Origin of the sequence: Corynebacterium phocae (genome assembly GCF_008693075.1) — a bacterium.
Classification (GTDB): Bacteria; Actinomycetota; Actinomycetes; order Mycobacteriales; family Mycobacteriaceae; genus Corynebacterium; species Corynebacterium phocae.
Genome location: NZ_VXKJ01000037.1, coordinates 272,379 through 297,787, shown reverse-complemented (window position 1 = coordinate 297,787; position 25,409 = coordinate 272,379). Strand labels below are relative to the sequence as shown.

The window sequence follows — 25,409 nt, the reverse complement described above, 5'->3', positions numbered from 1 at the left end:
TATTCTAGCCCGCCGCACCACAACGTTCTGGCACCAATCCGCAGTGGACGCTATCGCGGGCGCCTTGGCCGGTGGTTGGGTTCCCAGGAATCCGCGGCGTTTGGCGTTAGCTACGAAACCGGGCGCAACGCTAGGCTTAAGTGCGATGAATGTTCTCAACGAGCCCTACGTGCGGATAGTCGCGGGCAAGAAGTATTGCTCTGGGGTGTTTATTTCCCCGGATTTTCAGCCCAGTGAAGGATCTTCCCGGCTGGTGCTGACCTGCGCCCATTTCTTTAGGGACCTGCCCGCCGTCCCACGCGTGGCGGCCCGTGGCGGAACCATTGCCGCCGTTCGCCAGATAGACGGAACGGACATGGCACTGGTCCTGCTCAGCCGCCCCGGACCCCGGACCCGCCTGCCAGGTCTGGCTTCTGTCCCGCCGCAGCTCGGTGCGCCTTTGTTAACCCACGGATTTGGCGGTGGCGCGAAAAAGGTGCAGACCCGCTCCGGGGTGTTGGTGATGCCGGTCCCCTTTGCCATCGCCCGGCGGACGTACACGCGCTTAAGGCACGCATTGATCGCTTTCAGCCCGGCTATCAAAGGTGATTCTGGTGCGGCCGTAGAACACAACGGCGCGGTAGTGGGCATTCAATCTTTAGTGTTCGATCCGCTCGGTACAAACCTCCACATCGCAACGATTGCGCGGGTGGATAAATACCTGCCCGCACTCCGGGCAGCCGCGCGGGCGTTGCTCGCGGACTAGCCTGGCTCCATTTCTCCGTCAGGCAACACCCGAACTGTCAGGCGGCCCTTGTTGAGACCGGAGCTGCAAAAAGCGCGCAGCAGGGCGCGCTAGGCACCAATAGCTACCACGCCACGCTGGATAGCATCCATGGCACGCCGCGCGTTATATCGGATCTCATCCTCGTAACCGGTTTTGGCCACCTGCTGCAGCAAATCGATTACCTGACGGCACCACCGAACAAAGTCGCCGGGGCTTAGCTCCGCGCCGGATTCATTAGCTGCCGCCATGCAGTAGCCCAGGGGCGCGCCGGCCGTCCATTGGTGGATGGCCAGGGCAAAACCGGGATCCGGGACGCGGGTCAGCGGCAGGCGGTGCCGCTGTTCATCAGCCGTTAGCTCGGAATAGATGCGCATGGTGGCGTCCATGGCATCAGCCATGGTTTCCGTGGCCGCCTCCGGAGTACCGGAAATTGCCTTCCGGTTTTCGAAAATACACATCGAGGCCACACCGGCTAGCTCCGCGGGATCGAGGTTGTTCCAGATACCGCGCTTGAGGCATTGCGCCACCAGCAGATCCGCCTCGGAGTGAATCTGAGCTAAGCGCTCCCCCTCCTCAGTGATAACGGGGTGGCGTTCCTGGCCGTAACCTTCGAACTCCACGTAGTCCATCTCCGAAAGCAGATCCACAATCCGCGCAAAGGTGGTGCCCAAGGTATCCCGCGCCTTGGAGACAACGGCTTCTAAGTGCTGGGCCTCACGCTCCTTCCGCGCCACCTGTTGGGCCAGGCGCGCCAACTTCTCCCGGTCATCGGTGGGCCAGCCGTGCACTGGGTGCTGCCGGATGGCCTCCCGCAACTGCCCTACCTTTTTACTTGGGCGAACCCTGGCCTTGGCTTTCATCTTGCGCGGCCGGTCAAAGTGGCCACGCCGGAACTCAGAAACAATCTGACGGGAATGGCGCCGCGGGCTCTTAGCAATATGGCGTGGAAGACGCATATTCCCCACCACAATCGGGGCGTTGGCTATGCCAGAAGCATCAATCCTGCCGGACCAGCCCTCCTCGGTGGTCACCCACGGCCGTGGATCCTGTGCTTGGTTGGCCGGTTGGCACACCACCGCAAGAATGGGGCGCTTCTTTCCAGGTAGGGCTATAACCTCACCCAGCTGTAAGCGGGCTAGGACCTTGATGACTTCTTGGCTACGCTGCGCGGTGGCGTCAGCATGTGAGCGACGTTCCTCCGCAGTGAGTTCCTGGCGCAAGTCGGTGTACTCCACCAGTAACTCTTTGGGATCCTCCCCATCGCGAACCGGCGGTGCCAGGGCGTCTACCTCTGCCAGCAACTCGGCGCGCTTTTCCTGCACTTGTTGTTGAGCGCGTTCAATCTTGTTGGCTTCCTCCACCACGGAGCCGTCCGCCTGGAACTGCGCGAAAGACCTCTCGATTAGGCGCAGCGACTCATCGAACCCCATCAGTCCCAACAAGTTGATGGCCATGTTGTAGCCGGGGGCAAAGGTGGAATTGAGCGGGTAGGTACGGGTAGAGGCCAAGCCCGCCACCGCACGCGGGTCCATAGCCGGTGCCCACTGCACCACCGCGTTGCCCAAAGTATCGATGCCGCGGCGGCCCGCACGGCCGGTGAGCTGAGTGTACTGGCCCGGGGTGAGATCCACGTGGGCCTCACCGTTGTATTTCACCAGTTTTTCAAGCAAGACAGTACGCGCGGGCATGTTGATTCCCAGCGCCAGGGTTTCTGTGGCAAAGACCGCCCTAACCAAGCCCTTGACAAAGAGGTCCTCAACAATATGGCGGAAGGCCGGCAACATGCCAGCGTGATGGGCCGCGAAGCCCCGGGAGAGTGCCTGGCGCCACCGTTTGAAGTCGAGTACCTGCAAGTCCTCCTCCGGAATCCCCTCCACCCCTGCGTCCACTATTGCTTTAATCTGGGTGGATTCTTCCTCCGTGGTCAAGACCATGCGGGAGCGTAGACACTGGTATAAGGCCGCGTCACAGCCCGCGCGGGAGAAGATGAAAGTAATTGCGGGCAGCATGGAGTGGTCTTGAAGCACCCGCAGTGCTTCTGGCCGCCCCAGTGGCCGGTAGCGGTCTTGCTTCCGGGGAGCGCCCGAACGCGCGCTGTCCTCCCGTGAGCGGTTGCGGAAGCCCTCAGAACGGTCCGTGTCCCCAGCCTCTAGCCTGCTAATCTTGCGAACCAATTGTTCATTAACCGCGCCGCCGGTTTCCGGCTCGAACAGTGGATAGATCTGGCGGCCAACAAGCATCCATTGATCCAACGGAACAGGACGGTGCTCAGACACAATTACTTTGGTATCCCCGCGCACGGTGGACAGCCACTGGCCAAATTCCTCAGAGTTAGAAACAGTGGCAGAAAGTCCCACGATGTTGACCGAGGGATGCAGGTTCAAAATGACCTCTTCCCACACCACGCCACGGGAGGAATCCGCTAAAAAGTGAATCTCATCCATGACCACGTGGGTTAGACGGTCCAGGGCGGAAGATTCCGCGTAGATCATGTTGCGCAGAACCTCAGTTGTCATCACTACAATCTCAGCGTGGCCGTTGATGGATACATCACCCGTAAGCAACCCCACGGCGTCCTCACCGTGTTGGGCCACTAGATCGTGGTACTTCTGGTTACTCAGCGCCTTGATAGGAGTAGTGTAAAAACACTTCGTACCGCGCGATAAGGCAAGAGAGACAGCGAATTCACCGACTATGGTTTTGCCGGCACCGGTGGGCGCGCATACCAGCACGCCGTGGTCCGCCTCCACCGCCTTGCAGCCTTCGATCTGGAAAGGGTCAAGCGGGTGAGAAAGCTCAGCCGCAAACTGCTCAAGGTGCGTCATACTTTCCCAGATTACAGGACATCATCAAAAGGATTAGCTTTAGGCGCTGGCCTGCCTGGACGCTGCGGGTGAGAAGATTCCTGCGTCCGTGTGGACTGGACGGGCTGCGGTGCGACAGGTGTTGGGGAGGGACTAGCTGGCCGCGCTGGTTGCGGTGGATAGCCTGGCTGCACGCGCCTAGGGGCAGGTGCGGGAGCAGGCGGCGCCACCGGTTGCGCAGGGGCCACCGGGGCTGCGGATTCATCATCTACATCCATCCACTCGGGACGGCTACGGTTGCGGCGTTTGTCATTGATACGGCAGAACTGGAAAGCCAACTCCACCAAGAGCCACACGCAGACGGACATGATCAGCATGGACGCCGGCTCACCTCCCGGGGTCAACACCGCCGCGAACACCATGATGATGACCACGGTCAACCGGCGCTTGCCCTTAACAGTGGCATACTCCACAATCCCTAAAACATTGAGCATGACAATAACTAGGGGGACCTCGAAGCTGATACCAAAGATAACCAGCAGCGCAAGGAAGTAGTTGTAATAGTCCCCGCCCGATAGCGCGGCCGCCTGGAACTCATCACCAATCCCCAGCAAGAAACGCAGGCCAATGCTCATCACGAAGTAGGCCAGCAACGCGCCAGCAGTGAAAAGCAAGACGGCAACACTGACAAAAGCGTAGGTCCAGCGGCGTTCGTTTTTGTGCAAACCGGGGACAATGAAAGCCCACACTTGGTAGAGCCACAGCGGAGAAGAAATCACCACACCGGCCAAGGCCCCCACCTTGAGGCGGAGCATAAACATCTCGAAAGGCCGGGTGGCTAAAAGCCGGCATTCGTTGTCCGCGTTAAAAGAGGCGCGCATCTCCGGAGGCAAGTCGCAATAGGGCTGACGCAGGATTTCCCCCAGCGGTGCCCACCCGGCTGGTGCGGAACCGTACCAAATAAAGCCCACTGCGGTTCCCAAGGAGAGGAACAAGACAGCCAAAAACAAGCGCTTGCGGAGTTCCTGCAAGTGCTCTATCAAGGTCATGTCACCGGTAGGATTTTTCTTTTCCCGGCTAAACCTCAATCGCGACAGCGCCTGTGCCTTGCGCGCGGGGTTCTTCATGGTCTGGTGCTAATCCTTTTGAAAACCACAGGCACCCCGTGGTGTCACCGCGCATCCGCCCAGGGCTGGGAGATTCATTGATGCGGTGCGGCCACGGATGACTGCGGTGGAAGTAGACAATTAGTGGGCGTTAGGGTTGGTGTAGCCCTGGTGATCATTGTAGCCCTGAGCGTGGTTGGAGCCCTGCGGGTTGTTGTAGCCCTGGGGGCCTTGGCCAAAGTCGCCTTGCTGCGCATAGTTGCCCGGCTGACCGGGCTGCTGCTGGGGCTGGGCTTGTGGTTGCTGTAGTGGATGAGCGGCCTGGCCTAAGTTCTGGGGCTGGCCCTGCGGTAACTGGGCCTGCTGCTGCGGAGCTTGGTACGCCTGCTGTTGTGGGGAGGCATCCGGATTATCGTCATCATTGGACATCTCCTTAACCTCAGATTTAAAGATGCGCATGGAGCGCCCGACCGAACGGGCGAGCTCCGGGAGCTTCTTGGCCCCAAAGAGCAGGATGATGGCAAGAATAATGAGAATAATCTCGGGAGCGCCAAGGGTAGGCATAGGGACCTCTTTCACAAAATGCGTTAAGCCAGAGCTGATGGATACGTCAACTGGCACCAATATCTTCGTTGAGACGATTACTTAGTATAACTAGCTGCAGCGGACCGCGCAGCCCTTGCCACCGCTTCCACTAGCGTTTGCGGTCCAATCACGGTAAGCCTATCGGCTTGGCCCAGGGCAAAGCGAATGAACCACTCCTCACTGCCAATAGGCATTGTTGCAGTAAGGAAGCCGTCTTCCCGGGGCTCACCAAAGTCAATGTCATAGTGCTCGGCCAGCCACGTGAATTCTGGATGAACTGATAGCTCGGCGCGCCGGGGATCGGTGAAACCAAAGGGATCATCGGCATCAAGTACCGGATCTAGGGCGGGAGCAGTAGATTTTTCCGGAAGAACCTGGATGTCCAGGATCCGGTCCACGCGGAAGGTGCGCCACTGCGCGATGTCATCCTGCCAAGCCCGCAAATAAACGTCGTCTTCCCTGATAAAAACACTGTGCGGGGACACCACCCGGACGGAAGTCTTGTCACTGCGCGCGGACCAATACTTGATTTCAATCTGCACGCCTTCCTCAAGCGCGCGGGAGATGGTGCTGCGCAGCTCCACATGACGGGGATCTGGTTTAGCCAGCGAATCATAGATGGCCAGCGCCTTCTTATCCATGATCCCGCGCAGCTTGGCGGCCGCAGACACCACCGCCTCAGCGTCTACTAACCCCGGCATCTCCTCCAGCGCCTCCAAGGTCAACAAGTAGGTGGAGGCTTCGGTGGGAGTAAGACGCAGGGGTTCATTGAGCCCCAAGTCATCAATGATGTTGACGCCCCGGTACTCGACCTCCATGTCAAACAACTCCCCATGAAACTTACCAACGCCCAGGCACGTGAGAGTCTGCATGACGTCCCGGAGCTCCTTAGCGTTTATCCCCAGGTCCTGGGCAGCCTCCATGAGGGAAAAATCAGAGTGCGTGCTGAAGTAAGGAACGAGGTTGAGCCACCGGACTAAATCTTCGAGCTTCTGCGGGCTAACGGCCATTGGTTTCCACCTTTTCTAGCAGGGCTGCAATACTCTCACGGACCGACTGGGGTTCTATAACCTCTACCTCTGGGGCAAACCCTACGGCGGTGCGCGCCAGCCAATCAGCTGATACCTGTTTGATGACAACCAAGCCATCGTCTCTTCTGTGCCCTAGGCTACTGATTTCCACGGCGGAATCCTCGGGGATCCTGACCAAGGCATCCACCAGGTCCTGGGGGTCAATGAAGCTCGAGACAATCTCAGCCAGCGGCCTGTCCGGGGCATGGAAATCACTAGCGGCGGCTTCCCGCTGGACTCCGCTCACGCGGGTAATACGGAAGGCGCGGGGTGCCATTTTGTCAAGATCCCAGCCCACCAGGTAAACCCGGCCTTGCCGGGGCACCAGGCCCCACGGATCCATCCGCCGGGTCTGCGCCCGGGCAGTTGGTGAAGCCTGGTAGCTAAAAGAAATGCTCCGGCGTTTGTCCACTCCAGAAATTAGAGCCTGGAAGTCCTGCGGTTTAATGCGCCGTACGTCGTTGAAAGCGGCAAACTGCGGGCCACCAAAATTCCGCGAGTTTCCCGCCGCAGCCATCTTGGTCCAGCCAGTCTGGGAGAAGATAGAAAGACCACCCTCCTGTCCAAGCCCGCCGGCCAGGCCCAGCACCATGGCCTCTTCCGGAGTAAATTCCACCTCCGGAAGGCGGTAACGCTCCTCATCAATGCGGACCTTAGTGGGCGTGTTCCCAGTGCCTCTTTCAAAAACAACCGGCACCCCCGCCAGAGCCAGCGTGGAGATGTCCCGCTGTAGCTGCTTGCGGAAAGCAGCCTTTCCATTCTTGCCATCCCCGTCCTGGGGATAACCGGGAATGTTTTCTTGGATCCACTCCCCTGTCCGGAAGGCGTGCTTGCCTTTGAGCTGAGCGGTACCCAAAAGCGCGAAAGTCAAACTAGCCATCCGTTCCACGGCGGCGTTGTGGCGTTCAGACAAAAGGAAACTCCCTTGTGGAAGAGAACAAGCCTCACGGAACCGTGAGAGCTATTCTGGTGGCGTATCGGCGTTATTAACCATGTAGTCTATCAACGCCTCAAGCCGGTTATCGTTAGTTTCAAAAGGATCGAGGAATTCCTCCGTATGCGGCTCCGGCCGGTTGACCTTCATCCGCGTCCAGTCCACCGTGATATTGGCATTGCTCGCGCGGGCCTGCGCTAAGAACCTCCCACGCATAGCAGCGCGCGTGGTGGCCGGAGCCATACGCTTAGCTCTGGCAATGTCTATATCGTCAATCCACCGGTTAACCAAGCCGCGCTGCACTAGGTGGTCGTAGACACCCCGGCCCACGCGGATATCGTGGTAGGTCAGATCGATTTGCGCCAACTTGGGGTGGGCCCAGTCCCCGCCCAGGCGGTCCCGGTAACGCTCCAGCAGCTGCTTTTTAATCACCCAATCAACATCCCGGTTGACCTTGGAAAAATCCCCAGAATCAATGGCTGCAAGGACATCTCCCCACAGCTGATGAACCCGGCGCAGTTCCGCGTTGGAGGTTCCTTTCTCAGGGCGGGAGTCCAACCACTTTCCGGCACATTCGTAGAGTGCAGTTTGGACTGCCAACGGTGTGGTGGTTCCGCCGCGGCTAAGAGGAAGCTCCACGCGTCCCGTCTCATCCCTGGCAATGCGGCGCAGTTGGACAATGGGTTCATCGATTTCCAGGTCGGGTAAGTCAAACCCCGCCTCGATCATCTCCACCATGAGCAGCATGCTGCCCACTTTGAGGGCAAAACTGGGCTCGGCCATATTGGAATCCCCGATGATGACATGCATGCGGCGGAACCGTTTCGAGTCACCGTGGGGTTCGTCCCGTGTGTTGATGATAGGCCGCGAACGCGTGGTGGCTGAGGACACCGACTCCCACACCTGGTCCGCGCGCTGGGACAGCAAGAACTGGGCAGGTTGGTCCCCCTTAGCCGGGGCTATCATTCCGGCACCGCAAATTAGCTGGCGGGTAATCAGGAACGGTAGGATAGCGCGCCCCAACTCCCTCAAGACTATGTTGCGCCCCACCAGGTAATTCTCATGGCAACCGTAGGAGTTTCCGGCGGAGTCCACGTTGTTTTTAAACAGGTAAACTCTGCTCCCGGGAAGGGCATGCTCAGCGGTCTGGGCCAATTCATCTACGACCTCATCCCCGGCGCGCTCATAGGCCAGCAATTGCGACAAACTGTCACATTCCGCCGTGGCCACCTCTGGGTGTGAGCCCACGTCCAGGTAGAGCCGGGAGGCGTTGTCCAAGAAGATATTGGAAGAAGAATATTCCCGCACTACCGGCGAAAATAGCACGCGGGCTAGTTCATCGGGCGCTAACTGGCGCTGGCGCGGAGGTGGAGCCGCAATAAGCCCGTACTCAGTCTCCACTCCCATAATGCGCCGGTAAAATACGCTCACTGTCCACCCTTTTGGACATAGGAGCGGACAAATTCCTCAGCGTTATTTTCCAACAACCCGTCAATCTCATCGAGTAGGTCATCAGTGCCGGCCACGCTGAACTGAACCTGCCCAGCCTGGGCCTCGGTGCTGTCCTCGTTTGCGTCCCTGGCACCGGTTCCGTGTACCTGTGATTGTTTGCCAGTCATAAGACTCCTTATCTGTGTGTAGCTAACTTCTCGCTAGCTGGTTGTGCGGTTTTGGGGTTTTAGGTTTTGGTGGTCAATAGGGCTGTGAAATTTTGGTGGCGTGACACTGACCGGAGCTTTGAGGATCCCGGTAGCACGTGGGGCCTACAAGCTATATTCCGGTTCAATTCCCGCGCCGGCCAGCCGTGCGAGTAGGTCCTCTACGCCGCGGGCCTCATCTAGTGCGCTGACAACCGCCGGTTGGGTAAGAGCGTCTACCTCATTGAGCCTAAACACGGCAAACCTGTTCCCCACGCGTAGGGTCACGTTTTGCCAGTTGGAAGCGAAAACGTTGTCGCCAAACCGCTCCGCCACCCGGCCGCGGAAATAGGCGCGGCTACTGGTGGGGGGAATGGCTGCGGCCGTGGCAACCGTTTGGGCGTCCACCAATTGCCGCATCTGTCCTTTGCGGGTAAGGGCTTCGTAGAGTGACTTGTGCGGGTTGAGGTCGGTGTACTGGATATCAATGACACCCAACCTAGGGTCAGTGGGCGCTACTCCCCTGTCTAGGTAGCCCTTAACCAGGCGGTATTTGGCAACCCAATCAAGGAGATGGGCAGCCTCAAGTGGGTTGCCGGCCAGGATTCCCACCACCTCGTCCCAAGCGGACAAAATCCTTTGATCGGCGTCATCCTCGCAGATCCTGGACCGGTAGGCGGCCAAAATCTCCAGCGCAGTTAGGCTGCGGCCATCTTTAAGCTGCAGGGGCACGGTGAGTGTGAGGTCGCGGCTCACCCGCTTGATATCACCGACCGGGTCAGCGAGCTTCAGGTCACTGAAGTCCACGCCTTCCTCGATAGCGTCCATGACTAGGGAGGTCATACCCAACTTGAGCAAGTTGGAGGTTTGTGAAAGATTGGCGTCACCAACAATGACGTGGAGGCGTCCAAAGCGGGAGGATTCCGCGTGCGGCTCATCCCGGGTATTAATAATGCCCCGGTTGAGGGTGGTTTCCAGAGAAATCTCCTGCTCAATGTAGTCCGCCCGCTGGGAGATCTGGAAACCCGGCTCATCGCCATCAGGTCCCAGTCCCACCCTGCCGGCACCGGTTACTACCTGGCGGGTCACAAAGAAGGGAATAAGGGACTGTGCAAGCAGGTCAAAGTCCGTGTCCCGGGAGTAAAGGTAATTTTCGTGGCTGCCGTAGGACGCACCTTTGCCGTCCACGTTGTTTTTATAAAAGCTCAGGGGCGGGCAGGGCTCATGCCCGGAAAGCACGCTGGTTTCCTGTTCATAAAGCTGCGCCACGGCGTCCATTGCCTGCCGGGAGATGACGGTCCCCGCGGCGTCGTAGACCATGGCCTCCCATGCGGTGGCGCACTCCGGAGAGGAATATTCCGGGTGGGCGTGGTCCACGTAAAAGCGTGCGCCGTTAGGAGTTACTACATTGGCTACCCCCATGGCGTTGGGGTCTACCACCGGGACGGTGGAATAGCGTTTGAGATCGAAACCGCGGGAGTCCCGCAAGGGGTGTTCCTCAGCGAAATCCCAGCGCGCGCGGGCGGAGGTATGCATGGCGGCGTACCCCACCACGGCGTGAGTGGAGGTGACTATCGGTGATAGGGATTTGTCCTGGGGGCACACGATCCCGTACTCGGTTTCGGTGCCAATAAAACGGGGTTTTATGCGTGCCACGAGCTGCTCCTAAAACCTAACTGGTTGACTGCCGCCACCTTGCGGTTTCCGCCGGAGCCACCCTGGATTTTTGCCCACTCCTCCGGGTTAGTGGAGGTAGGGATGTGCTCGCTTTCGGCCTGTTCGGCCGCTATGGCCTGGCTCAGGTGAGTGGATTTCAGGCTGGCGCTAGAACCGCTGCTGATGGATTCTTTGATGGCTAATTTCTTGGCGCGGGAGATGATGTTGGCAATCATGGCCCCGGAGACAAAGTCGCGGTAATGCAGGACCCGGGTGCTGCCGTCTTCGAAAACCAGCTCCACGAATGGGCGGTCCGCGTAGAGTTCCTCCACGGCGCCGTCAATGAGGCTGTCCAAGGGGCCGGCGTGGGGGACGGATACGTCGAAATGCCGGGCGAAGATGTCCCGGGCGTCGCGTTTATTGGGGCGGTTGACGCGGATCTTGATGTCCAAGCGGCCGGGACGCATGATGGCCGGGTCGATGAGTTCTTCACGGTTAGTGGCACCAATGACAATGACGTTGTGCATGTCCTCCACGCCGTCTAGCTCGGTGAGAAGCTGCGGGACCACGGTGGTTTCCATATCGGAACTCACGCCTGAACCCCTGGTGCGGAAGATGGATTCCATCTCATCGAAGAACACCACCACGGGGCGGTTTCCCGGCTGGCTGGCCAGGTTTCGCGCGCGTTCAAAGATAAGGCGGATCCGCCTTTCGGTCTCCCCCACAAACTTATTCAGCAGCTCCGGGCCCTTGACATTAATGAAGTAACTGGGCTCATCCGCGCCCAAGGACTGGGACAAGGAGTTAGCCACGGCTTTAGCGATGAGAGTCTTGCCGCAGCCGGGAGGCCCGTATAGCAGGACGCCCTTGGGAGGTTCTAGGTCAAATTTCCGGTAGAGCTCCGGATGGGTAAACGGCAGTTCCACCGCGTCGCGGATCTGGGAGATCTGGGCGTCCAAACCGCCGATGTCCGCAAAGTCAACGTCCGGGACTTCCTCCAGCGAAAGCTGGGCGACTTCCGTTTTGTCGATTATTTCAAAAGCGAGACCGGCCTTGACATCCACCAGGAGGGTATCTCCCGCGCTAACGCTGCCCCGCAAAGGCTGCGCGAGCAGTACCACGTGCTCCTCCCCCGAGGCGGTGGTGACTATGACGCGGTCGCAGGAAACCAGTTCCACTGCAGAGGCTAGCGCGCCCGTGTTTTCCCGGCCACAGCCTTCCACTACCACCAGGCCATCACCCAGCCGGAGTAGCTGGCCCGGCTGCAAGGAGTCCGGCTCAACCTGCGGAGAGATCTTCAAGCGCATGCGGCGTCCATTGGCAAAGACCTCAGCGTCCCGGCTCACGCCGTCACCGCTGCGGGTAGGCGCGTAGGACAGGAACACACCGTAGGTAGAGGCGGGCTCAGCAAGTTCGTTGAGCTCACTAGCTAGTTCTCCGAGCTTGGCCCGTGACTGCTGCAAAAGCCCAGCGAGCTTGGTGTTGCGGGCTGATAGCTGCTCTACTTGCCGTTTGAGTTGGGGAACTTCGCTCATGCCTACACTCTAGCTTAGAAGTTAGGACACGCTTAATCTGGCGGAGGTTACTTCTCCGCAGCCGGACTCTCCCCGCCGACCACCGGCATTCAAGCCCTACTTGCGGGCGCGGCGCTGCGGGCGCGGCGGGGTGACACCGTCCGCGAGCCGCCTGGTCCAGATGAGAAAAGCCGTATGCGCGTTCATACGGTGCTCAGGGCGGGTAGCAAGGCCCTCCACTTTCCACTCGCGCACCAGGGACTCCCACGCCTTAGGCTCGGTGAAGGACTTGGTTTCACGAATACCTTCCATCACCTTCATCAGCTGCGGGACGGTGGCCACGTAGGTCATAAAGACGCCACCAGGAATCAAGATATCGCGGACCTGGTCCAGGTACTCCCAGGGGTCCAACATGTCCAAGATGACGCGGTCTACAGGCCCGCCCAGATCCTCCGTGGTGACCTCGCCCAAGTCTCCCAGGCGGGGGCTCCACCACGCGGGCTGCTCGCCGAAGTATTCCTTGACGTTGTTGACCGCGTACTCCAGGTGATCCTCACGGATTTCATAGGAAAATACCTGGCCTTCCGGCCCCACCGCGCGCAGCAAGGACATAGAAAGGGCACCAGATCCGGCACCGGCCTCAAAGACCCTAGCTCCCATAAAGATATCGCCTTCCACCAGGATTTGGGCGGCGTCTTTGGGGTAGATGACCTGCGCCCCACGCGGCATGGATAGAACGTGGTCTACCAGCAGGTGGCGGAAAAGCAGGAAAGAAGACCCCATGGTGGAGTCAATAACTGATCCCTCGTCTTTGCCCACGATGTCATCGTGATTGATGATCCCCTTGTGCGAGTGAAACTGACCGCCTTCTTCCAGGACCAGGGTGTAGTGACGGCGTTTGGCATCGGTGAGCTGAACTCGGTCACCATAGTGGAAAGGGCCGGAATAGGCCATGGGAGGGTTCCCTTCTTCTATAAAACTTGCGGGGTCTTTCCCCCTTTCCCCGCCCCGCAGTGACTATGCACCGGCAGCGGGAAGGCAGAAAAAAGGGGTTTCTAGCTAGTCCAGTATTGCGCAATAGCCTGGGTTAACCAAAGTTGGTCCCGCGCGCCCACCATCTCCCGGGCAGAATGCATGGACAACATGGGCACCCCGACATCCACGGTGTCTATGCCCAGCCGGGTGGCCGTGATGGGGCCAATGGTTGACCCGCACGGGACATCGTTATTAGCTACAAAGCGCTGCACGGGCACATTGGCCTTAGCACAGGCTTTTTCCCAAAGTGCCACGGTGGTGGCGTCAGAGGCGTAGCGCAAGTTGTTGTTGACCTTGGTGACCGGCCCCTGACCCATGACAGGGTGGTGGGAAGGGTCGTGCTTGCCGGCGTAGTTGGGGTGGACCGAATGGGCGGCATCGGCAGAAACACAGCTTGACCGCGCGTACATCTGGTGCCGTTGCTCCTCATTGGCGCCCAAAGCACGGCCCGTGCGTGCCAGCACGTCCGCCAGAATGGGCCCGCCAGCACCAAAGCGCGAGCTTGACCCCACCTCTTCATGGTCGAATGCCGCCATGACCAGCACATCCTCATGCTGCACCTGGCTAGCCTGCTTCATAGCCTGCAAGGAGGCGTGGACGGAAGTGAGGTTGTCCATGCGGCCCGCAGCGACGAAAGGTTCACCGGTGCCAAAAACCTCACCTCGTGCGGCATCCGCAGTAATCAAGTTGAACGCTGAGATATCCCCAGGTTCCACGCCCAGCTGCTGGCCAATCACCGAAAGCACACTGGCTTCGGGCTGGCCCACGGTGAGCACCGGCTGCATGTGGGCCTGGCGTTCCGGCTTAAACTCATCCTTCCGGTATAAGTGAATGGCCAGCGAAGGCAACCGGAGGATAGGGCCGGTAGAGACCAAATGCTGCCGCCCGTCAGTGGTGATGACTTGACCCGCCACCGTGAGCTCGCGGTCAAACCAGGTATGCAGCAGCGCACCACCGTAGACCTCCACCGCCACCTGCTGCCAACCATGGGACTGAAAATCCGGGTTGGGCTTGAGTGCCAGACCCGGGGAGTCCGTGTGGGAGCCCACAATCCGGAAACCGGACCCAGCAGAAGCCCCCTCGGGCACATACCAGGCAACCACCGCGCCCCCACGGATAAGGTAATGGCCACCAGGGGTAGCTGACCACTCTTGATCCTCATACTGGCGGGAAAACCCCAGCTCATCCAGCTGCCGGCCCACCTCACGGGCAGCGTGATAGCTAGAGGGTGAGGCGGCGATAAAGTCGATTAAGTCCTTGGCATTGGCTATGGCATCAGAATTGAAATCAGTCATATATCCAGCTTGCCATGTTTTCCAACGCTTGGCGAAGATACCGGTGATTTGCTTGGCGCGATAGGCTTAAAGCCACCATGACTTCTGCTCAGATTCCTACCACCCGTCCCCTGGCACTGTCCCCCTCCCGGGCCAGTGACTATCAGCAATGCCCGCTACGCTACCGGTTGCGGGCCATAGACCGCATCCCGGAACCCAAGAGCGTGGCCCAAGTGAAAGGTACCCTAGTCCACGCGGTACTGGAGGAAACTCATAAACTAGCCCGCGAGCAACGCACCTTTGCCACCGCCGTGTCCTTCATCAAGCCAGAGTGGGACAAGATGCTGGCAGCCGATGATGAGCTACACCAGCTAGTCCCGCCGCCAGACACCCCAGAATTCCTCAACGACGCCTGGCGCTTAGTGCGCGGGTACTTTGAGATGGAAAATCCGCAAGGCTTTGACGCCCATGAGTGTGAGATGGCCCTTGAGGCCGTGCTGCCCAATGGGGTTCCCGTCCGGGGTTTCATAGACCGCGTAGACATAGCCCCCACCGGTGAGGTACGGGTAGTTGACTACAAGACGGGCAAGAAACCACCGCCCCGGTTTTCCGCAGAGGCGCAGTTCCAGATGCGTTTTTACGCGCTGGTCTACTGGCGGTTGTTTGGGGTTATCCCCGCCCAACTGCGCCTGATGTATCTGAAGGTTCTTGACTCAATGTTTCTTCACACCACCCGGGAGGAGCTGGAATACTTTGAGAGGGACCTGGGACAGCTATGGCAAAAGATAGAAAGCGACGGCAAGGCCGGTGACTTCCGCCCCAAGAAGAACAACCTATGTAACTGGTGTTCCTTCCAACACCTATGCCCGGCTTTTGGTGGCACCCCACCCGACTACCCCGGGTGGCCGGGATCTGTAGCTGACTCTGCAGCTCTAAGCTAAATCAGCTGGACATCAAAGCACCCGCGCCCGGCCCGGGCGGGAGTGCCCTCCCACCAGCCGCCGCCCACCACACGCCCCTTCCGCCACCGGTGAAAAGGGCGCGCGTGGCGGAATGGGCCCTAGAACAACCCGGAAATAACCCCGTCTTTGTCCACGTCAATGTTGTTGGCTGAAGGGACCTTGGGCAAGCCCGGCATGGTCATCACGTCACCAGTGAGCACCACGACAAAGCCGGCACCGGTGCGGGTCTGCAATTCACGGACATGCAGCACATGCCCCTCTGGCGCCCCCAGCTGGGCAGGGTCATCGCTGAACGAATACTGGGTCTTGGAGATGACCACCGGGAAGTTATCCCAGCCGTTGTCCTTAATGTACTTAAGATCCTTGAGTGCCTTGGAGCTATACTCCACCCGCTCGGCGCGGTAAATCTCTGTGGCAATAGTCTCAATGGAAGCCTCCACGCCCTGGGCTGGGTCGTAGAGCTGCTTGGAGGTGCCTTCGCTCAAGTTCTCTAGCAGCGCCTTGGCCAGGTCCGTGGCGCCTGCCCCACCCTTGGCCCAGACGTCGGAGAATTCCAGCGCCACGCCAAAGTCCTTGGCCCAATCGCGCATGAACTCCCGTTCTGCGTCTGTGTCCGACCAGAAATTGTTGAGCGCTACCACCGGCTGTACGCCAAACTTACGCAGGTTTTCCACGTGGCGCTCCAGGTTGACAACGCCCTTTCTCAGCGCCTTCAGGTTCTCCGTAGTTAGGTCCTCCCGCGCCTGGCCACCGTTGTACTTCTGGGAACGGATAGTGGCCACCACTACCGCGCCGGCCACGTCCAGGTCACCAAAGCGGGCCTTGATATCCATAAACTTCTCCCCGCCTAGGTCCGCGCCAAAGCCGGCCTCCGTGAGCACAATGTCACCGAATAGCTGCGCGGTCTTGGTGGCCAGCAAGGTGTTACAGCCGTGGGCGATGTTGGCAAAGGGACCACCGTGAACAAACGCGGGCGTACCGCCCAAGGTCTGCACCAGGTTGGGGTGTAGGGCGTCACGCATGAGCGCGGTCAGCGCGCCCTCCGCGTTAAGCTCCCGGGCAGTCACTGGCTTTTGGTCATAGGTATAGCCCACCGTGATATCACCCAAACGCTTGCGCAGATCCTCCAGGTCAGTTGCCAGGCCCAGGATGGCCATGATCTCCGAAGCCGCCGTAATGGTAAAGCCAGTTTGCGCCGGCACGCCGTGGGCGGGCCCGCCCAGTCCAGTAACCACGGTGCGCAACGCGCGGTCATTGACGTCCAGGCAGCGGTGCCAGGTCACACGACGCGGATCAATGCCCAGCTGGTTGCCCTGGTGGATGTGGTTATCAATCATGGCGGCCAGGGTGTTATTGGCGGCGGTGATGGCATGGAAGTCACCAGTAAAGTGCAGGTTGATGTCCTCCATGGGCACAATCTGGGAGTAGCCGCCACCGGCCGCGCCCCCCTTAATGCCCATAACCGGGCCCAGTGAGGGCTCGCGCAAAGCCACAATGGCGTTGTGGCCCAAATTAGCCAGCGCATCCGTCAACCCAATGAGCGTGGTGGATTTGCCCTCCCCGGCCGGCGTGGGTGAAACGCCGGTGACCAGGACCACCTTGCCCTTGGCTTGGGAAAGGTCACCTATCTTGGTGATGTCTACTTTGGCCTTATTGGTGCCATAAGGCATGAGGGCTGCTTCGGGGATACCGGCTTTGGCGGCAATGTCCGCAATCGGCTCAAGAGTGTGAGCTTGGGCAATTTCTACATCTGAAGGCTGTTTAGTCATACCCCTAGCCTAGCGCGGGACCGGACGAACTCGCCAGGGTTTTTCTGCGGCCGCGCCTATCCGGCCGGGGGCGGTCACCCCCTGGCCAGGACCGACTAGACAGCTTTAGTCCCCGGGATTAGATCAACACAGCCCCTAGGACGTAGCCCAGCATCACCGAGGTGGCAATTGACACTACGCCCGGAACCAGGAATGGGTGGTTAAACACGGCCTTGCCAATCCGGGTAGACCCGGTGTCATCCATCTCCACAGCTGCCAGCAGCGTGGGGTAAGTAGGAAGCACAAATAGCGCGGACACTGCCGGGAAAGCCGCAACGGCGGTAAGTGGTGATACCCCCAGTGCCAAAGCTGCCGGCATGAGTGCCTTGGCGGTGGCCGCCTGGGAGTAAAGCAAAGCAGCTGCGAAGAAAAGGACAACGGCTAGCAACCACGGTGAGGTTTCCAGCACGCTGCCGGCTATGGCATCAATACTGTCCAGGTAGTGATTAATCAAAGTGGTGCCCAACCAGGCAACGCCCAGCACGCACATGGACGCCGACATGCCGGACTTAAAGACCTGGGTGTTGAGCAGATCAGCCGCCGGTATTTTGGTCAGAAGCACAATCAACGTTGCGGCGGAAAGCATGATCGTCATAATGGCCTCATTGCGCGGCAACATAGGTTCAGCAACTAAGCCCACCTGATCGGAAATCAGCGTTGCCCAGGCCATCACCACGACGATGGCTACGCCGAAGATCCCCACAGAGGCCTTTGCCCCCGGCTGCGGGGAGTAGCCCTGCGTGTTAGGTTCCTTGACCAGGCCGCGGCGATGGCGGTCTTGATACACGGGGTCGTCGCTAAGCTCCACCCCAGACCGGTTGGCCACCCAGGCAGCAGGGAATATAGACAGGAACGTGGCCGGAATCAACACCGCCAAAAGCTGCAAGTAGCCCACGCCCAAGGGTTCCAGGGCGGAGGCCATAAAGACCACCGCAGCGGATATTGGGGAGGCCACAATAGCCATCTGAGAGGCTACAACAGCTACCGAGAGCGGGCGCGAGGGCCGCACCTTGCCCTCTTTGGCAACCTCAACGATGACCGGCAGTGTGGAAAAGGCGGTGTGCCCCGTACCCGCCAGGACTGTCATCAGCCAAGTAACCACGGGCGCGTAGAAGGTTACGCGCCGGGGATTTTTCCGCAGAAACTTCTCCGCCAGGTACACCAGGTAGTCCATTCCCCCGGCCCGCTGCATAGCGGCGATGGCGGCGATGACGGTCATGATGATGGCAATGACATCAAAGGGAATGTCCTCGCGGTTGACTGGGACACCGGTGGCACCAAGCGCTAGAACGCCCAGGCCACCAGCTAGCCCGATGCCAATGGCCCCTAGCCTGGCTCCCAGGTAGATGGCTAGTAAAACGATGGCTATATGGAGAAAAACCATAGGAAACTCACTTTCTCACCAACAACGTGGACGGACTTCTCTCACCGTCCTTCGCCTCCAATTTTCCCACTTTCCCAGCCAAACAAATAATTCGGACACGGGTTTTGCACCCGTTTGTGTGGTATTACACCTTCTTTCCCCCGGGGGATCCCCTTAAGTTCGGTTCCACCCCGCCTGGCCCACCCCGGAACTTGGGGCCGCAGGGGCGGCAAGGCAAGCGAAAAGGGCCTGGCCACTGCAGTGGCTCAGGCCCTTAACGAGGAAACGATTCCCGGCGGCAGCCCCAAAGGCAGCGACACCAGAGGCGGCGGCCCCGGAGGCAGCCTCACCGGGAGGCGGAGGCTATTCGTCGATGAACAGCTGGCCGCGGAACTCCGGGTGCATGAGGTTTTCCACGCTCAACACCTTGTTGAGCGTCTCCTCATCAAGCAAGCCCTTCTCCAGCACCAGCTCGCGGACGCCCTTGCCCGTCTCCAGGGACTCTTTGGCAATCAGGTCACCGTTGTGGTGGCCGATGAACGGGTTGAGGTAGGTCACAATTCCGATGGAGTTGTCCACGTAAGCGCGGCACACATCAGCATTAGCGGTAATGCCCACTACGCACTTTTCACGCAGCGTGTCCACGGCGTTGCCCATGATGCGGATGGACTGGAAAAGTGCCTCACCGATGACCGGCTCCATCACATTGAGTTGCAGCTGCCCGGCCTCAGAAGCCATGGTGACCACGTGGTCATTGCCAAAGATCTTAAAGCAGGTCTGGTTGACTACCTCCGGGATAACCGGGTTGACCTTACCCGGCATGATGGAGGAACCAGCCTGGCGGGCTGGCAGGTTGATTTCATTAAGGCCGGCGCGGGGGCCAGAAGACAGCAGACGCAGGTCATTGGAAATCTTGGACAGCTTCATGGCCGCACGCTTGATGACCGAGTGCAGCAGCACGTATGCGCCGCAGTCAGAGGTGGCCTCAATCAAGTCGCTGGCGGAGCGGATGTCTAGCCCGGTGACCTCAGCCAGGGCTGCGGTGACCTGATGGCGGTACCCAGCCGGGGTGTTGACGCCGGTACCAATGGCGGTGGCGCCCAGGTTGATCTCTAACAAGCGCTGTTGCGCGTCCCGCAGAATGGCTTGCTCTTCTTGGAGGTTGTGGGCAAAGGCTTTGAACTCATCTCCGAGCGTCATGGGGACGGCGTCTTGCAACTGCGTGCGGCCCATCTTCAAGATGTCCTGGAATTCGTTGCCTTTGGTGTTAAAGGCGGACTGCAGCTCATCAATGCGCTCGATGAGGGAGTCGATTGAGGAATACAGGCCCAGGCGGAAGCCAGTGGGGTAGGCGTCATTGGTGGACTGGGACATATTGACGTCATCGTTGGGGTTGATGACGTCATACGTGCCCTTCTCCTCCCCCAGGTACTCAAGCGCCAGGTTGGCTACGACCTCGTTGGTGTTCATGTTTAGGGATGTTCCGGCGCCACCTTGGAAGACATCCAGCGGGAACTGGTCCATGCAACGGCCTTCCTCGAGGATTTGGTCGCAGGCCCAGATGATGGCTTCCGCCTTCTTCTTTGGCAAGACGTGCAGGCGGCGGTTGGCCATTGCACAGGCTTTCTTCACCTGCACCATGCCGCGGATGAAGTCAGGGATGGTGTTGATGGTGACATAGGAGATCTTAAAGTTATCCATGGCGCGTACCGTGTGTACGCCGTAGTAGGCGTCCGCAGGAACGTCCAGGTCCCCCAACAGGTCAGTTTCCGTGCGGGTCTTGCCCGAGGCTACGGGTTTGCCTTCCCCGCCGGCCACGTTGGCGCGTGCGGAGTTGCCGCGCTTTTCGATGGCCTCGGTGATGGAGGCCGCGTCAATGTCCTGGGGCTTGCCGTTTTCGTCCTTCTTCGCGGCGGAGCCGCCCTTCGTGGTCTTGCTGGAACCAGTGGTGGACTTCTTGGAGGTCTTTGCCATGGTGTGTGACTCCTTATCTACAATGCGTTGAGAAATATTCTTCACGCCCAGCCTCGGGCAGGCGTCACCACCATGGTAACGGCTTGTACTACACCCATGCAGATTTCTTTGGAAATACCCCTGAAACGGGGATTTTCTATAGGTTCTTAGTTAAAAACCGGAGATGCTAGATGCGGGCTATGCGCAACTCAGAAGCCAGGATGGCTTCCGCACCCAAAGCAAAAAGTTCGTCCATCACCTGATTGGCTTGTTTGCGCGGAACCATCGCCCGTACCGCCACCCAGCCCTTACGAGCCAGCGGGGAGACGGTGGGACCGGACATGCCGGGGGCAATTGCGGAGGCTTCGTCTAATTGCTCCTGCGCTACGTTGAAGTCCAACATGAGGTAGTGGCGCGCGTTAAGGATTCCCCGGATGCGCCCTAGGATGACTTCCTCCCGAGGGGAAGGCTTTACGTTTGCCCGCTTAATCACCACCGCTTCAGAGCCAATGATGGGCTCGCCGAAGGGCTCAAGGCCCTGGTGACGCAGCGTTGCGCCGGTGGAAACCACGTCAGCGATGGCGTCAGCTACGCCCAGGCGGATGGAGATCTCTACCGCCCCGTCAAGCCTTATGACCTTGGCCGCAATCCCCCTTCGCGCTAAATCATCGCGGACCAGGTTGGGATAGGACGTGGCGATGGTTTTTCCGGCGAGCTTTTCCACTGACCATTCCTGCCCCGCCACCGAGGCGTAGCGGAAGGTGGAACCGCCAAACCCGAGGGTCAAAACCTCGTCTACCTCGGCCCGGGAATCGGCTGCCAAGTCCCTTCCGGTGATCCCCATATCCAACACGCCCGAGGAAACGTAGATGGCTATGTCTTTGGGCCGAAGGAAGAAAAACTCAATCCCATTGGCCTTGTCAATAGTGTTGAGGGACTTGCTGGCACCGCGTCCCTTATAACCGGCCTCAGATAAAATCTCTACCGCCGCTTCGGAGAGCGACCCCTTGTTGGGAACCGCGATTTTTATCAAGCTTGCTTCATTTTCCATGCTGCTGTTGTACTCGATTCCTTGGGTTTAAAGGTACTTGTAGAGGTCTTCGGGTTTGAGCCCGCGCTTTACCATCATGGCTTGTAGCCAGTAGATAAGCTGCGACATCTCTTCCGCGAGTTCAGCATCTGACTGATACTCAGCGGCAATCCAGACCTCACCGGCTTCTTCAATGATTTTCTTGCCTAGGAAATGCACGCCCTTGTCTAGCGCTGCAACGGTGCCGGACCCGGCCGGGCGGGTTTCGGCTTTGGCCGATAACTCCTGGAATAGTTCTTCAAAGTTCTTCACAACTGCTCATTATTGCACTACACCCTATGGGTCGCGCGACTACACACCAATTGAATTCGTTGCCTCGCGCAACCACACCATCCCTGCCGGGTTGTTTCAGCGGCACCTGAGAGCAGAAAACCACTGGTAGAGGTCTTCTTTGTCCACTCCCGCTAGGTGAACCTTTCCGGAACCCGCCTGGTCAGTAAACCGGCTAATTGCTACAGCACCAACCGGAAGCGGTGCGGTGGGATCCGCCGGCAGCCCAATGGTCACACAGCCGGCACTGACGGCTGCTTGCATCCCATTAAAGGAATCCTCGAATACCAGGCAGTCACCTGGGTGGTGGCCAACCCGCCGCGCGGCCTCTAAATACATGTCCGGGGCGGGCTTTCCCACCGGGACCTCATCCCCGCAGATGGTGTCAATAAAGAAGTCACTGCCTATATCTTCGATGACGGGCTGGGCCACAGCGCGCTGGGTATTGGTGGTAATCAACATGGGGATTCCATCACTGCGCAGCTGGTTAAGCAGCTCCTTTACTCCCGGGAACACCGCAGAGTTCCGCGCGAAAGACTGTTTGACGTGGTCAAACATTTTTTCCCGGTAGAATTCGCGGTCCCCCGGTTTCGGGATGTAACCGGCGTATTCGGCCAAAATTGCGAAGGTGGTGTCAAAGGTCGCGCCAACAGTCCGTTCCCGGACTTCCGGGGTCAGCTCCCGCCCAAGCAAAGATGAGAGGTAGTACGTTGCCTTCTCCCACAGTGGCTCTGAGTCGGTAAGCGTTCCGTCCATGTCCCAGAAGATGGCTGCGGGGTGCCTGCATTCCTTGGACCCGGAACCGGTTACGCACGGGCCTGTAGCGCCAGAGCCGTGCTGCCCACTCGAGCCATGACTGCCAGAGCCGCGTTGCTCACTCGGTCTAAGACTGCCAGAGTCGTGCTTCGAATCCAGACTCATGGGCTGGTTACTCAAATTCGGGGAGACTATTGAGCGCTTCTTCGTCGGCACCGGTGGCAGCGGCAGCGTCGTGAATAAGCAGATTGAGTTCTTCTTTTTCCTCCGGCTCAATCACGGCGTCGGCGTTCTTGGCGTTGAACTTCTCGAGCTCGTTGATGTGGCGCTGGACGGCTTTTGCCAGGGTTTCACCATCCGGGTCAGCTGGGACCTGGTCAAACCCGTCGAGCATGCGCTCAAGTATCTTGCGCAGCTCGGGAAGAACCTTAGGATCAAAGGGTTGGTCCCAGAATTCCTTTTCCTCGGGCTTAAGGTAGTCCCCGGTGGAGAAGCTTTCTAGGTTGGAGATGAATTCATCTACAGTGGGCTGGAAATCGGCGCGAATGCTCATGCCCCCTATTGTTCCCTAAACCGCGAAAGTACGCACACCCAAAAGCGAATATAGCGCCTTTGCCACCAGATCCGCTGCCTCTGGACTGTCCTTGCCCCGGGGATTTTCTACCCACTGGTCAATGGCCGCTAGTACCGCCGGGGTATCCAAATCATTAGCTAGGTGCCGGCGTATCTGCGCCACTAGCTCTTGCGCTGCAGCAACGCCGCCCGGGTTCCGTAGGGCCTGCTCAATGCCCTGCAAGCGTTGTTGCCCGCGCGCTAGCACGGCATCCGACCACTCGCGGTCCGCCCGGTAGTGGCCCTCGTACAGGGCCAGGCGGATAGCTGCGGGGCGGACCCCTTGCTCCACTAGCTTATGAACAAAAACCAGGTTGCCCAAAGACTTGGACATCTTGGTCCCATCTAGCCCGATCATCCCAGTGTGAACGTAAAAGTCCGCCATCCGGGGCTGGCCATAGGCCGCCTCCACGTGGGCGGCGGAGAACTCGTGGTGGGGGAACTTCAAATCGGACCCGCCGCCCTGAATGCAGAAATTTGGGCCCAACCTATTGGCAGCGATGGCGGCGCACTCCACGTGCCAACCGGGCCTGCCCGGGCCAAAAGGCGAATCCCACGCGGGTTCGCCTTCGCGGTGAGCGCGCCAGATGAGGGCGTCTAGGGCATCGCGCTTACCGGCACGCTCCGGGTCACCACCGCGCTCGCGGAAGAACTCCTCCATCTGGGCGCGGTCGTAGTTGGATTCGTAGCCAAACTGGGCCGTTGCAGACACGGAGGCGTAGATGTCCGGGTATTGAGGGTCATCGACGACGTAGGCGGAACCATTTTCTAAGAGCTTGCCCACCAGATCTACTACCTCATCTACGGACTCGATGGCCCCCACGTAGTCCTGCGGTGGGAAGGCCTCCAGCAGCTCCATATCGGAGCGGAAGAGGTCTATCTGGGAATCCCCCAGCTCCCGCCAGTCCACGCCGTCGCGTTGCGCGCGTTCGAACAAGGGATCATCGACATCAGTGACGTTTTGGACGTAGTGGACGTCAAAGCCGTTGTCCAAGAGTATGCGGTAGATGAGGTCAAAGGTGAGGTAGGTCGCGGCATGGCCCAAGTGGGTCGAGTCGTAGGGAGTGATCCCGCAGACGTACATGCCGGCGGTCTGCCCCTCCGGGCGGACCTGGGCCACCTTCTTATCGGCGCCGTCGTAGAGGCGCAACGTCACGGGTTCCCCAGCAACGGGCAGGTACTGCGGGACGGGCCAGGAGTGCATGTAGTCTTTCCACCTTATGTCTTAACAGATGTTTCGGGTCAGTGGCCGCAGCGGCGTTGCCGGCACAGCCCAAGTAGGGTGCTTAGGGCATTAATCCTACAGCGGCTGCAGGACCCCGGTTGCCAGCAAAATCATGACGATGACGCCGACCGGGATCCGGTAGGCAGCAAACCATTCGAAGGAGTGGTTGCCCACGAACTTCAACAACCAGGCAATAGAGGCGTAGCCAATCACAAAGGCGATGGCGGTTCCGCCCAGCAGCTGCAGGCCCGTGGCTGCCTGCCCAGCGGTGGGCGAAAAGGCATCGGGAAGCGAAAATAGCCCCGAAGCCAGGACCGCCGGGATGGCCAGCAGGAAGCTAAAGCGCGTGGCAACCTCACGGTCAAGCCCTAAGAAAAGGCCACCGGAAATGGTCCCTCCGGAGCGGGAGACACCGGGGATGAGGGCCAGGCACTGGCATAGGCCCATGATGATGGCGTCTTTCATGGTCAGCTCTTCAAAGCTGCGGGTCTTCTTTCCAGTGCGTTCAGCGATGATAAACACCAGCGAAAACAGAATCAGCATGGACGCGGTTATCCAGAGGTTGCGCAGGCCGTCCCGGATTGCGTCTTTGAACAACAGTCCAATGACGCCGATGGGCAGAGAGCCGGCAATAACCATCCACCCCATCCGGTAGTCCTGGCCCCGGTGCTGCTTGTTGACAACACCCCGGAACCAACCGGTGAGGATCTGCCAGATCATGGGGGCAAAATACACCAGTACGGCTAGCTCAGTGCCCAGCTGGATGACGGCGGTAAAAGACGCCCCGGCATCATTGTCCCAAAACATTTCTGAGACAATCCGGAGGTGTCCTGAGGAGCTTACGGGGAGAAACTCAGTTAGTCCTTGGACTACCGATAACACGATGACCTGAAGCCAGGTCATGTCCGTGGTCAATTCTGCTGCACTATTCACGCCTTGCCACACTACTAGCTGCCGGGGCGCGGGGTTAAACGCGGCACGACACGCTG

General features: G+C 59.2%; 22 protein-coding genes. 2 read left to right on the top strand and 20 right to left on the bottom strand.

Annotated features, from left to right (window positions below; translation table 11 throughout):
* Positions 1-145: 145 nt before the first annotated feature.
* Positions 146-745 (top strand): S1 family peptidase, encoded by a 600-nt coding sequence (locus F4V58_RS05665; protein WP_075734102.1) that lies wholly within the window; start codon positions 146-148, stop codon positions 743-745.
* 89 nt (positions 746-834) lie between these two features.
* Here F4V58_RS05665 and F4V58_RS05660 read toward each other — a convergent pair whose 3' ends face one another.
* From F4V58_RS05660 to F4V58_RS05610, 11 genes are all read right to left on the bottom strand, one after another.
* Positions 835-3,591 carry a DEAD/DEAH box helicase gene (locus F4V58_RS05660; protein ID WP_075734100.1) on the bottom strand — a complete coding sequence of 919 codons (2,757 nt, stop codon included), beginning with the start codon at positions 3,589-3,591 and terminating at the stop codon, positions 835-837.
* 11 nt (positions 3,592-3,602) lie between these two features.
* Complete coding sequence (gene tatC, locus F4V58_RS05655; protein WP_245803040.1) at positions 3,603-4,697, bottom strand: twin-arginine translocase subunit TatC; 1,095 nt, start codon at positions 4,695-4,697, stop codon at positions 3,603-3,605.
* 120 nt (positions 4,698-4,817) lie between these two features.
* Complete coding sequence (gene tatA, locus F4V58_RS05650; protein WP_075734098.1) at positions 4,818-5,240, bottom strand: Sec-independent protein translocase subunit TatA; 423 nt, start codon at positions 5,238-5,240, stop codon at positions 4,818-4,820.
* Positions 5,241-5,317: 77 nt separating this feature from the next.
* Entirely contained in the window at positions 5,318-6,271 is a 954-nt protein-coding gene (locus F4V58_RS05645) for a helix-turn-helix transcriptional regulator (RefSeq protein ID WP_075734096.1), read from the bottom strand.
* A complete protein-coding gene (locus tag F4V58_RS05640; RefSeq protein WP_245803039.1) occupies positions 6,261-7,244 on the bottom strand; it encodes a helix-turn-helix transcriptional regulator in 984 nt (327 codons plus the stop codon). The genes F4V58_RS05645 and F4V58_RS05640 overlap by 11 nt, the downstream gene beginning before the upstream one ends.
* 48 nt (positions 7,245-7,292) lie before the next feature.
* Positions 7,293-8,672, bottom strand: a complete 1,380-nt coding sequence (pafA, locus tag F4V58_RS05635) for a Pup--protein ligase (RefSeq protein ID WP_075736550.1) — start codon at positions 8,670-8,672, stop codon at positions 7,293-7,295.
* A 20-nt stretch (positions 8,673-8,692) separates the two neighbouring features.
* A complete protein-coding gene (locus F4V58_RS05630) occupies positions 8,693-8,884 on the bottom strand; it encodes a ubiquitin-like protein Pup (protein WP_075734094.1) in 192 nt (63 codons plus the stop codon).
* 144 nt (positions 8,885-9,028) lie between these two features.
* Positions 9,029-10,558, bottom strand: a complete 1,530-nt coding sequence (gene dop / locus F4V58_RS05625; RefSeq protein WP_245803038.1) for a depupylase/deamidase Dop — start codon at positions 10,556-10,558, stop codon at positions 9,029-9,031.
* On the bottom strand, positions 10,546-12,093 hold the full coding sequence (arc, locus tag F4V58_RS05620; RefSeq protein ID WP_075734092.1) for a proteasome ATPase: 1,548 nt from the start codon (positions 12,091-12,093) through the stop codon (positions 10,546-10,548). The genes dop and arc overlap by 13 nt, the downstream gene beginning before the upstream one ends.
* 96 nt (positions 12,094-12,189) lie before the next feature.
* Positions 12,190-13,026 carry a tRNA (adenine-N1)-methyltransferase gene (locus F4V58_RS05615; RefSeq protein ID WP_075734090.1) on the bottom strand — a complete coding sequence of 279 codons (837 nt, stop codon included), beginning with the start codon at positions 13,024-13,026 and terminating at the stop codon, positions 12,190-12,192.
* Between the two features lie 101 nt (positions 13,027-13,127).
* The gene (locus F4V58_RS05610; RefSeq protein ID WP_169833306.1) at positions 13,128-14,402 is read right to left on the bottom strand and encodes a M18 family aminopeptidase; all 1,275 of its coding nucleotides are present in this window, start codon (positions 14,400-14,402) and stop codon (positions 13,128-13,130) included.
* Between the two features lie 77 nt (positions 14,403-14,479).
* Here F4V58_RS05610 and F4V58_RS05605 point away from each other — a divergent pair, with 77 nt between their 5' ends.
* Entirely contained in the window at positions 14,480-15,322 is an 843-nt protein-coding gene (locus F4V58_RS05605) for a RecB family exonuclease (RefSeq protein ID WP_075734088.1), read from the top strand.
* A gap of 119 nt (positions 15,323-15,441) precedes the next feature.
* Here F4V58_RS05605 and F4V58_RS05600 read toward each other — a convergent pair whose 3' ends face one another.
* The 9 genes from F4V58_RS05600 to F4V58_RS05560 all read right to left on the bottom strand — a co-directional run bounded on the left by F4V58_RS05600 (position 15,442) and on the right by F4V58_RS05560 (position 25,323).
* Positions 15,442-17,112, bottom strand: a complete 1,671-nt coding sequence (locus tag F4V58_RS05600; RefSeq protein WP_075734086.1) for a formate--tetrahydrofolate ligase — start codon at positions 17,110-17,112, stop codon at positions 15,442-15,444.
* Positions 17,113-17,230: 118 nt separating this feature from the next.
* On the bottom strand, positions 17,231-18,535 hold the full coding sequence (locus F4V58_RS05595; protein ID WP_075734084.1) for an anaerobic C4-dicarboxylate transporter: 1,305 nt from the start codon (positions 18,533-18,535) through the stop codon (positions 17,231-17,233).
* Positions 18,536-18,877: 342 nt separating this feature from the next.
* Entirely contained in the window at positions 18,878-20,488 is a 1,611-nt protein-coding gene (aspA, locus tag F4V58_RS05590; RefSeq protein ID WP_075734082.1) for an aspartate ammonia-lyase, read from the bottom strand.
* A 166-nt stretch (positions 20,489-20,654) separates the two neighbouring features.
* Positions 20,655-21,500 carry an ATP phosphoribosyltransferase gene (gene hisG, locus F4V58_RS05585; RefSeq protein WP_075736544.1) on the bottom strand — a complete coding sequence of 282 codons (846 nt, stop codon included), beginning with the start codon at positions 21,498-21,500 and terminating at the stop codon, positions 20,655-20,657.
* A 45-nt stretch (positions 21,501-21,545) separates the two neighbouring features.
* Positions 21,546-21,809 (bottom strand): phosphoribosyl-ATP diphosphatase, encoded by a 264-nt coding sequence (locus tag F4V58_RS05580; protein WP_075734080.1) that lies wholly within the window; start codon positions 21,807-21,809, stop codon positions 21,546-21,548.
* 96 nt (positions 21,810-21,905) lie between these two features.
* Positions 21,906-22,748, bottom strand: coding sequence for an HAD family hydrolase (locus F4V58_RS05575; RefSeq protein ID WP_084559700.1), 843 nt, complete (start codon positions 22,746-22,748; stop codon positions 21,906-21,908).
* 7 nt (positions 22,749-22,755) lie between these two features.
* Complete coding sequence (locus tag F4V58_RS05570; protein WP_075734076.1) at positions 22,756-23,136, bottom strand: hypothetical protein; 381 nt, start codon at positions 23,134-23,136, stop codon at positions 22,756-22,758.
* Positions 23,137-23,151: 15 nt separating this feature from the next.
* Positions 23,152-24,399, bottom strand: a complete 1,248-nt coding sequence (gene mshC, locus F4V58_RS05565; protein WP_075734074.1) for a cysteine--1-D-myo-inosityl 2-amino-2-deoxy-alpha-D-glucopyranoside ligase — start codon at positions 24,397-24,399, stop codon at positions 23,152-23,154.
* A gap of 96 nt (positions 24,400-24,495) precedes the next feature.
* A complete protein-coding gene (locus F4V58_RS05560) occupies positions 24,496-25,323 on the bottom strand; it encodes an undecaprenyl-diphosphate phosphatase (RefSeq protein ID WP_075734072.1) in 828 nt (275 codons plus the stop codon).
* Between the last annotated feature and the right edge of the window lie 86 nt (positions 25,324-25,409).

Excerpts from the sequence above, each read along its gene's own strand:
- F4V58_RS05665 (WP_075734102.1), top strand. The coding sequence starts at position 146 with ATGAATGTTCTCAACGAGCCCTACGTGCGGATAGTCGCGGGCAAGAAG.
- F4V58_RS05660 (WP_075734100.1), bottom strand. The coding sequence starts at position 3,591 with ATGACGCACCTTGAGCAGTTTGCGGCTGAGCTTTCTCACCCGCTTGAC.
- tatC (WP_245803040.1), bottom strand. The coding sequence starts at position 4,697 with ATGAAGAACCCCGCGCGCAAGGCACAGGCGCTGTCGCGATTGAGGTTT.
- tatA (WP_075734098.1), bottom strand. The coding sequence starts at position 5,240 with ATGCCTACCCTTGGCGCTCCCGAGATTATTCTCATTATTCTTGCCATC.
- F4V58_RS05645 (WP_075734096.1), bottom strand. The coding sequence starts at position 6,271 with ATGGCCGTTAGCCCGCAGAAGCTCGAAGATTTAGTCCGGTGGCTCAAC.
- pafA (WP_075736550.1), bottom strand. The coding sequence starts at position 8,672 with ATGGGAGTGGAGACTGAGTACGGGCTTATTGCGGCTCCACCTCCGCGC.
- F4V58_RS05630 (WP_075734094.1), bottom strand. The coding sequence starts at position 8,884 with ATGACTGGCAAACAATCACAGGTACACGGAACCGGTGCCAGGGACGCA.
- arc (WP_075734092.1), bottom strand. The coding sequence starts at position 12,093 with ATGAGCGAAGTTCCCCAACTCAAACGGCAAGTAGAGCAGCTATCAGCC.
- F4V58_RS05615 (WP_075734090.1), bottom strand. The coding sequence starts at position 13,026 with ATGGCCTATTCCGGCCCTTTCCACTATGGTGACCGAGTTCAGCTCACC.
- F4V58_RS05610 (WP_169833306.1), bottom strand. The coding sequence starts at position 14,402 with ATGACTGATTTCAATTCTGATGCCATAGCCAATGCCAAGGACTTAATC.
- F4V58_RS05605 (WP_075734088.1), top strand. The coding sequence starts at position 14,480 with ATGACTTCTGCTCAGATTCCTACCACCCGTCCCCTGGCACTGTCCCCC.
- F4V58_RS05600 (WP_075734086.1), bottom strand. The coding sequence starts at position 17,112 with ATGACTAAACAGCCTTCAGATGTAGAAATTGCCCAAGCTCACACTCTT.
- F4V58_RS05595 (WP_075734084.1), bottom strand. The coding sequence starts at position 18,535 with ATGGTTTTTCTCCATATAGCCATCGTTTTACTAGCCATCTACCTGGGA.
- aspA (WP_075734082.1), bottom strand. The coding sequence starts at position 20,488 with ATGGCAAAGACCTCCAAGAAGTCCACCACTGGTTCCAGCAAGACCACG.
- F4V58_RS05575 (WP_084559700.1), bottom strand. The coding sequence starts at position 22,748 with ATGAGTCTGGATTCGAAGCACGACTCTGGCAGTCTTAGACCGAGTGAG.
- F4V58_RS05570 (WP_075734076.1), bottom strand. The coding sequence starts at position 23,136 with ATGAGCATTCGCGCCGATTTCCAGCCCACTGTAGATGAATTCATCTCC.
- mshC (WP_075734074.1), bottom strand. The coding sequence starts at position 24,399 with ATGCACTCCTGGCCCGTCCCGCAGTACCTGCCCGTTGCTGGGGAACCC.
- F4V58_RS05560 (WP_075734072.1), bottom strand. The coding sequence starts at position 25,323 with ATGACCTGGCTTCAGGTCATCGTGTTATCGGTAGTCCAAGGACTAACT.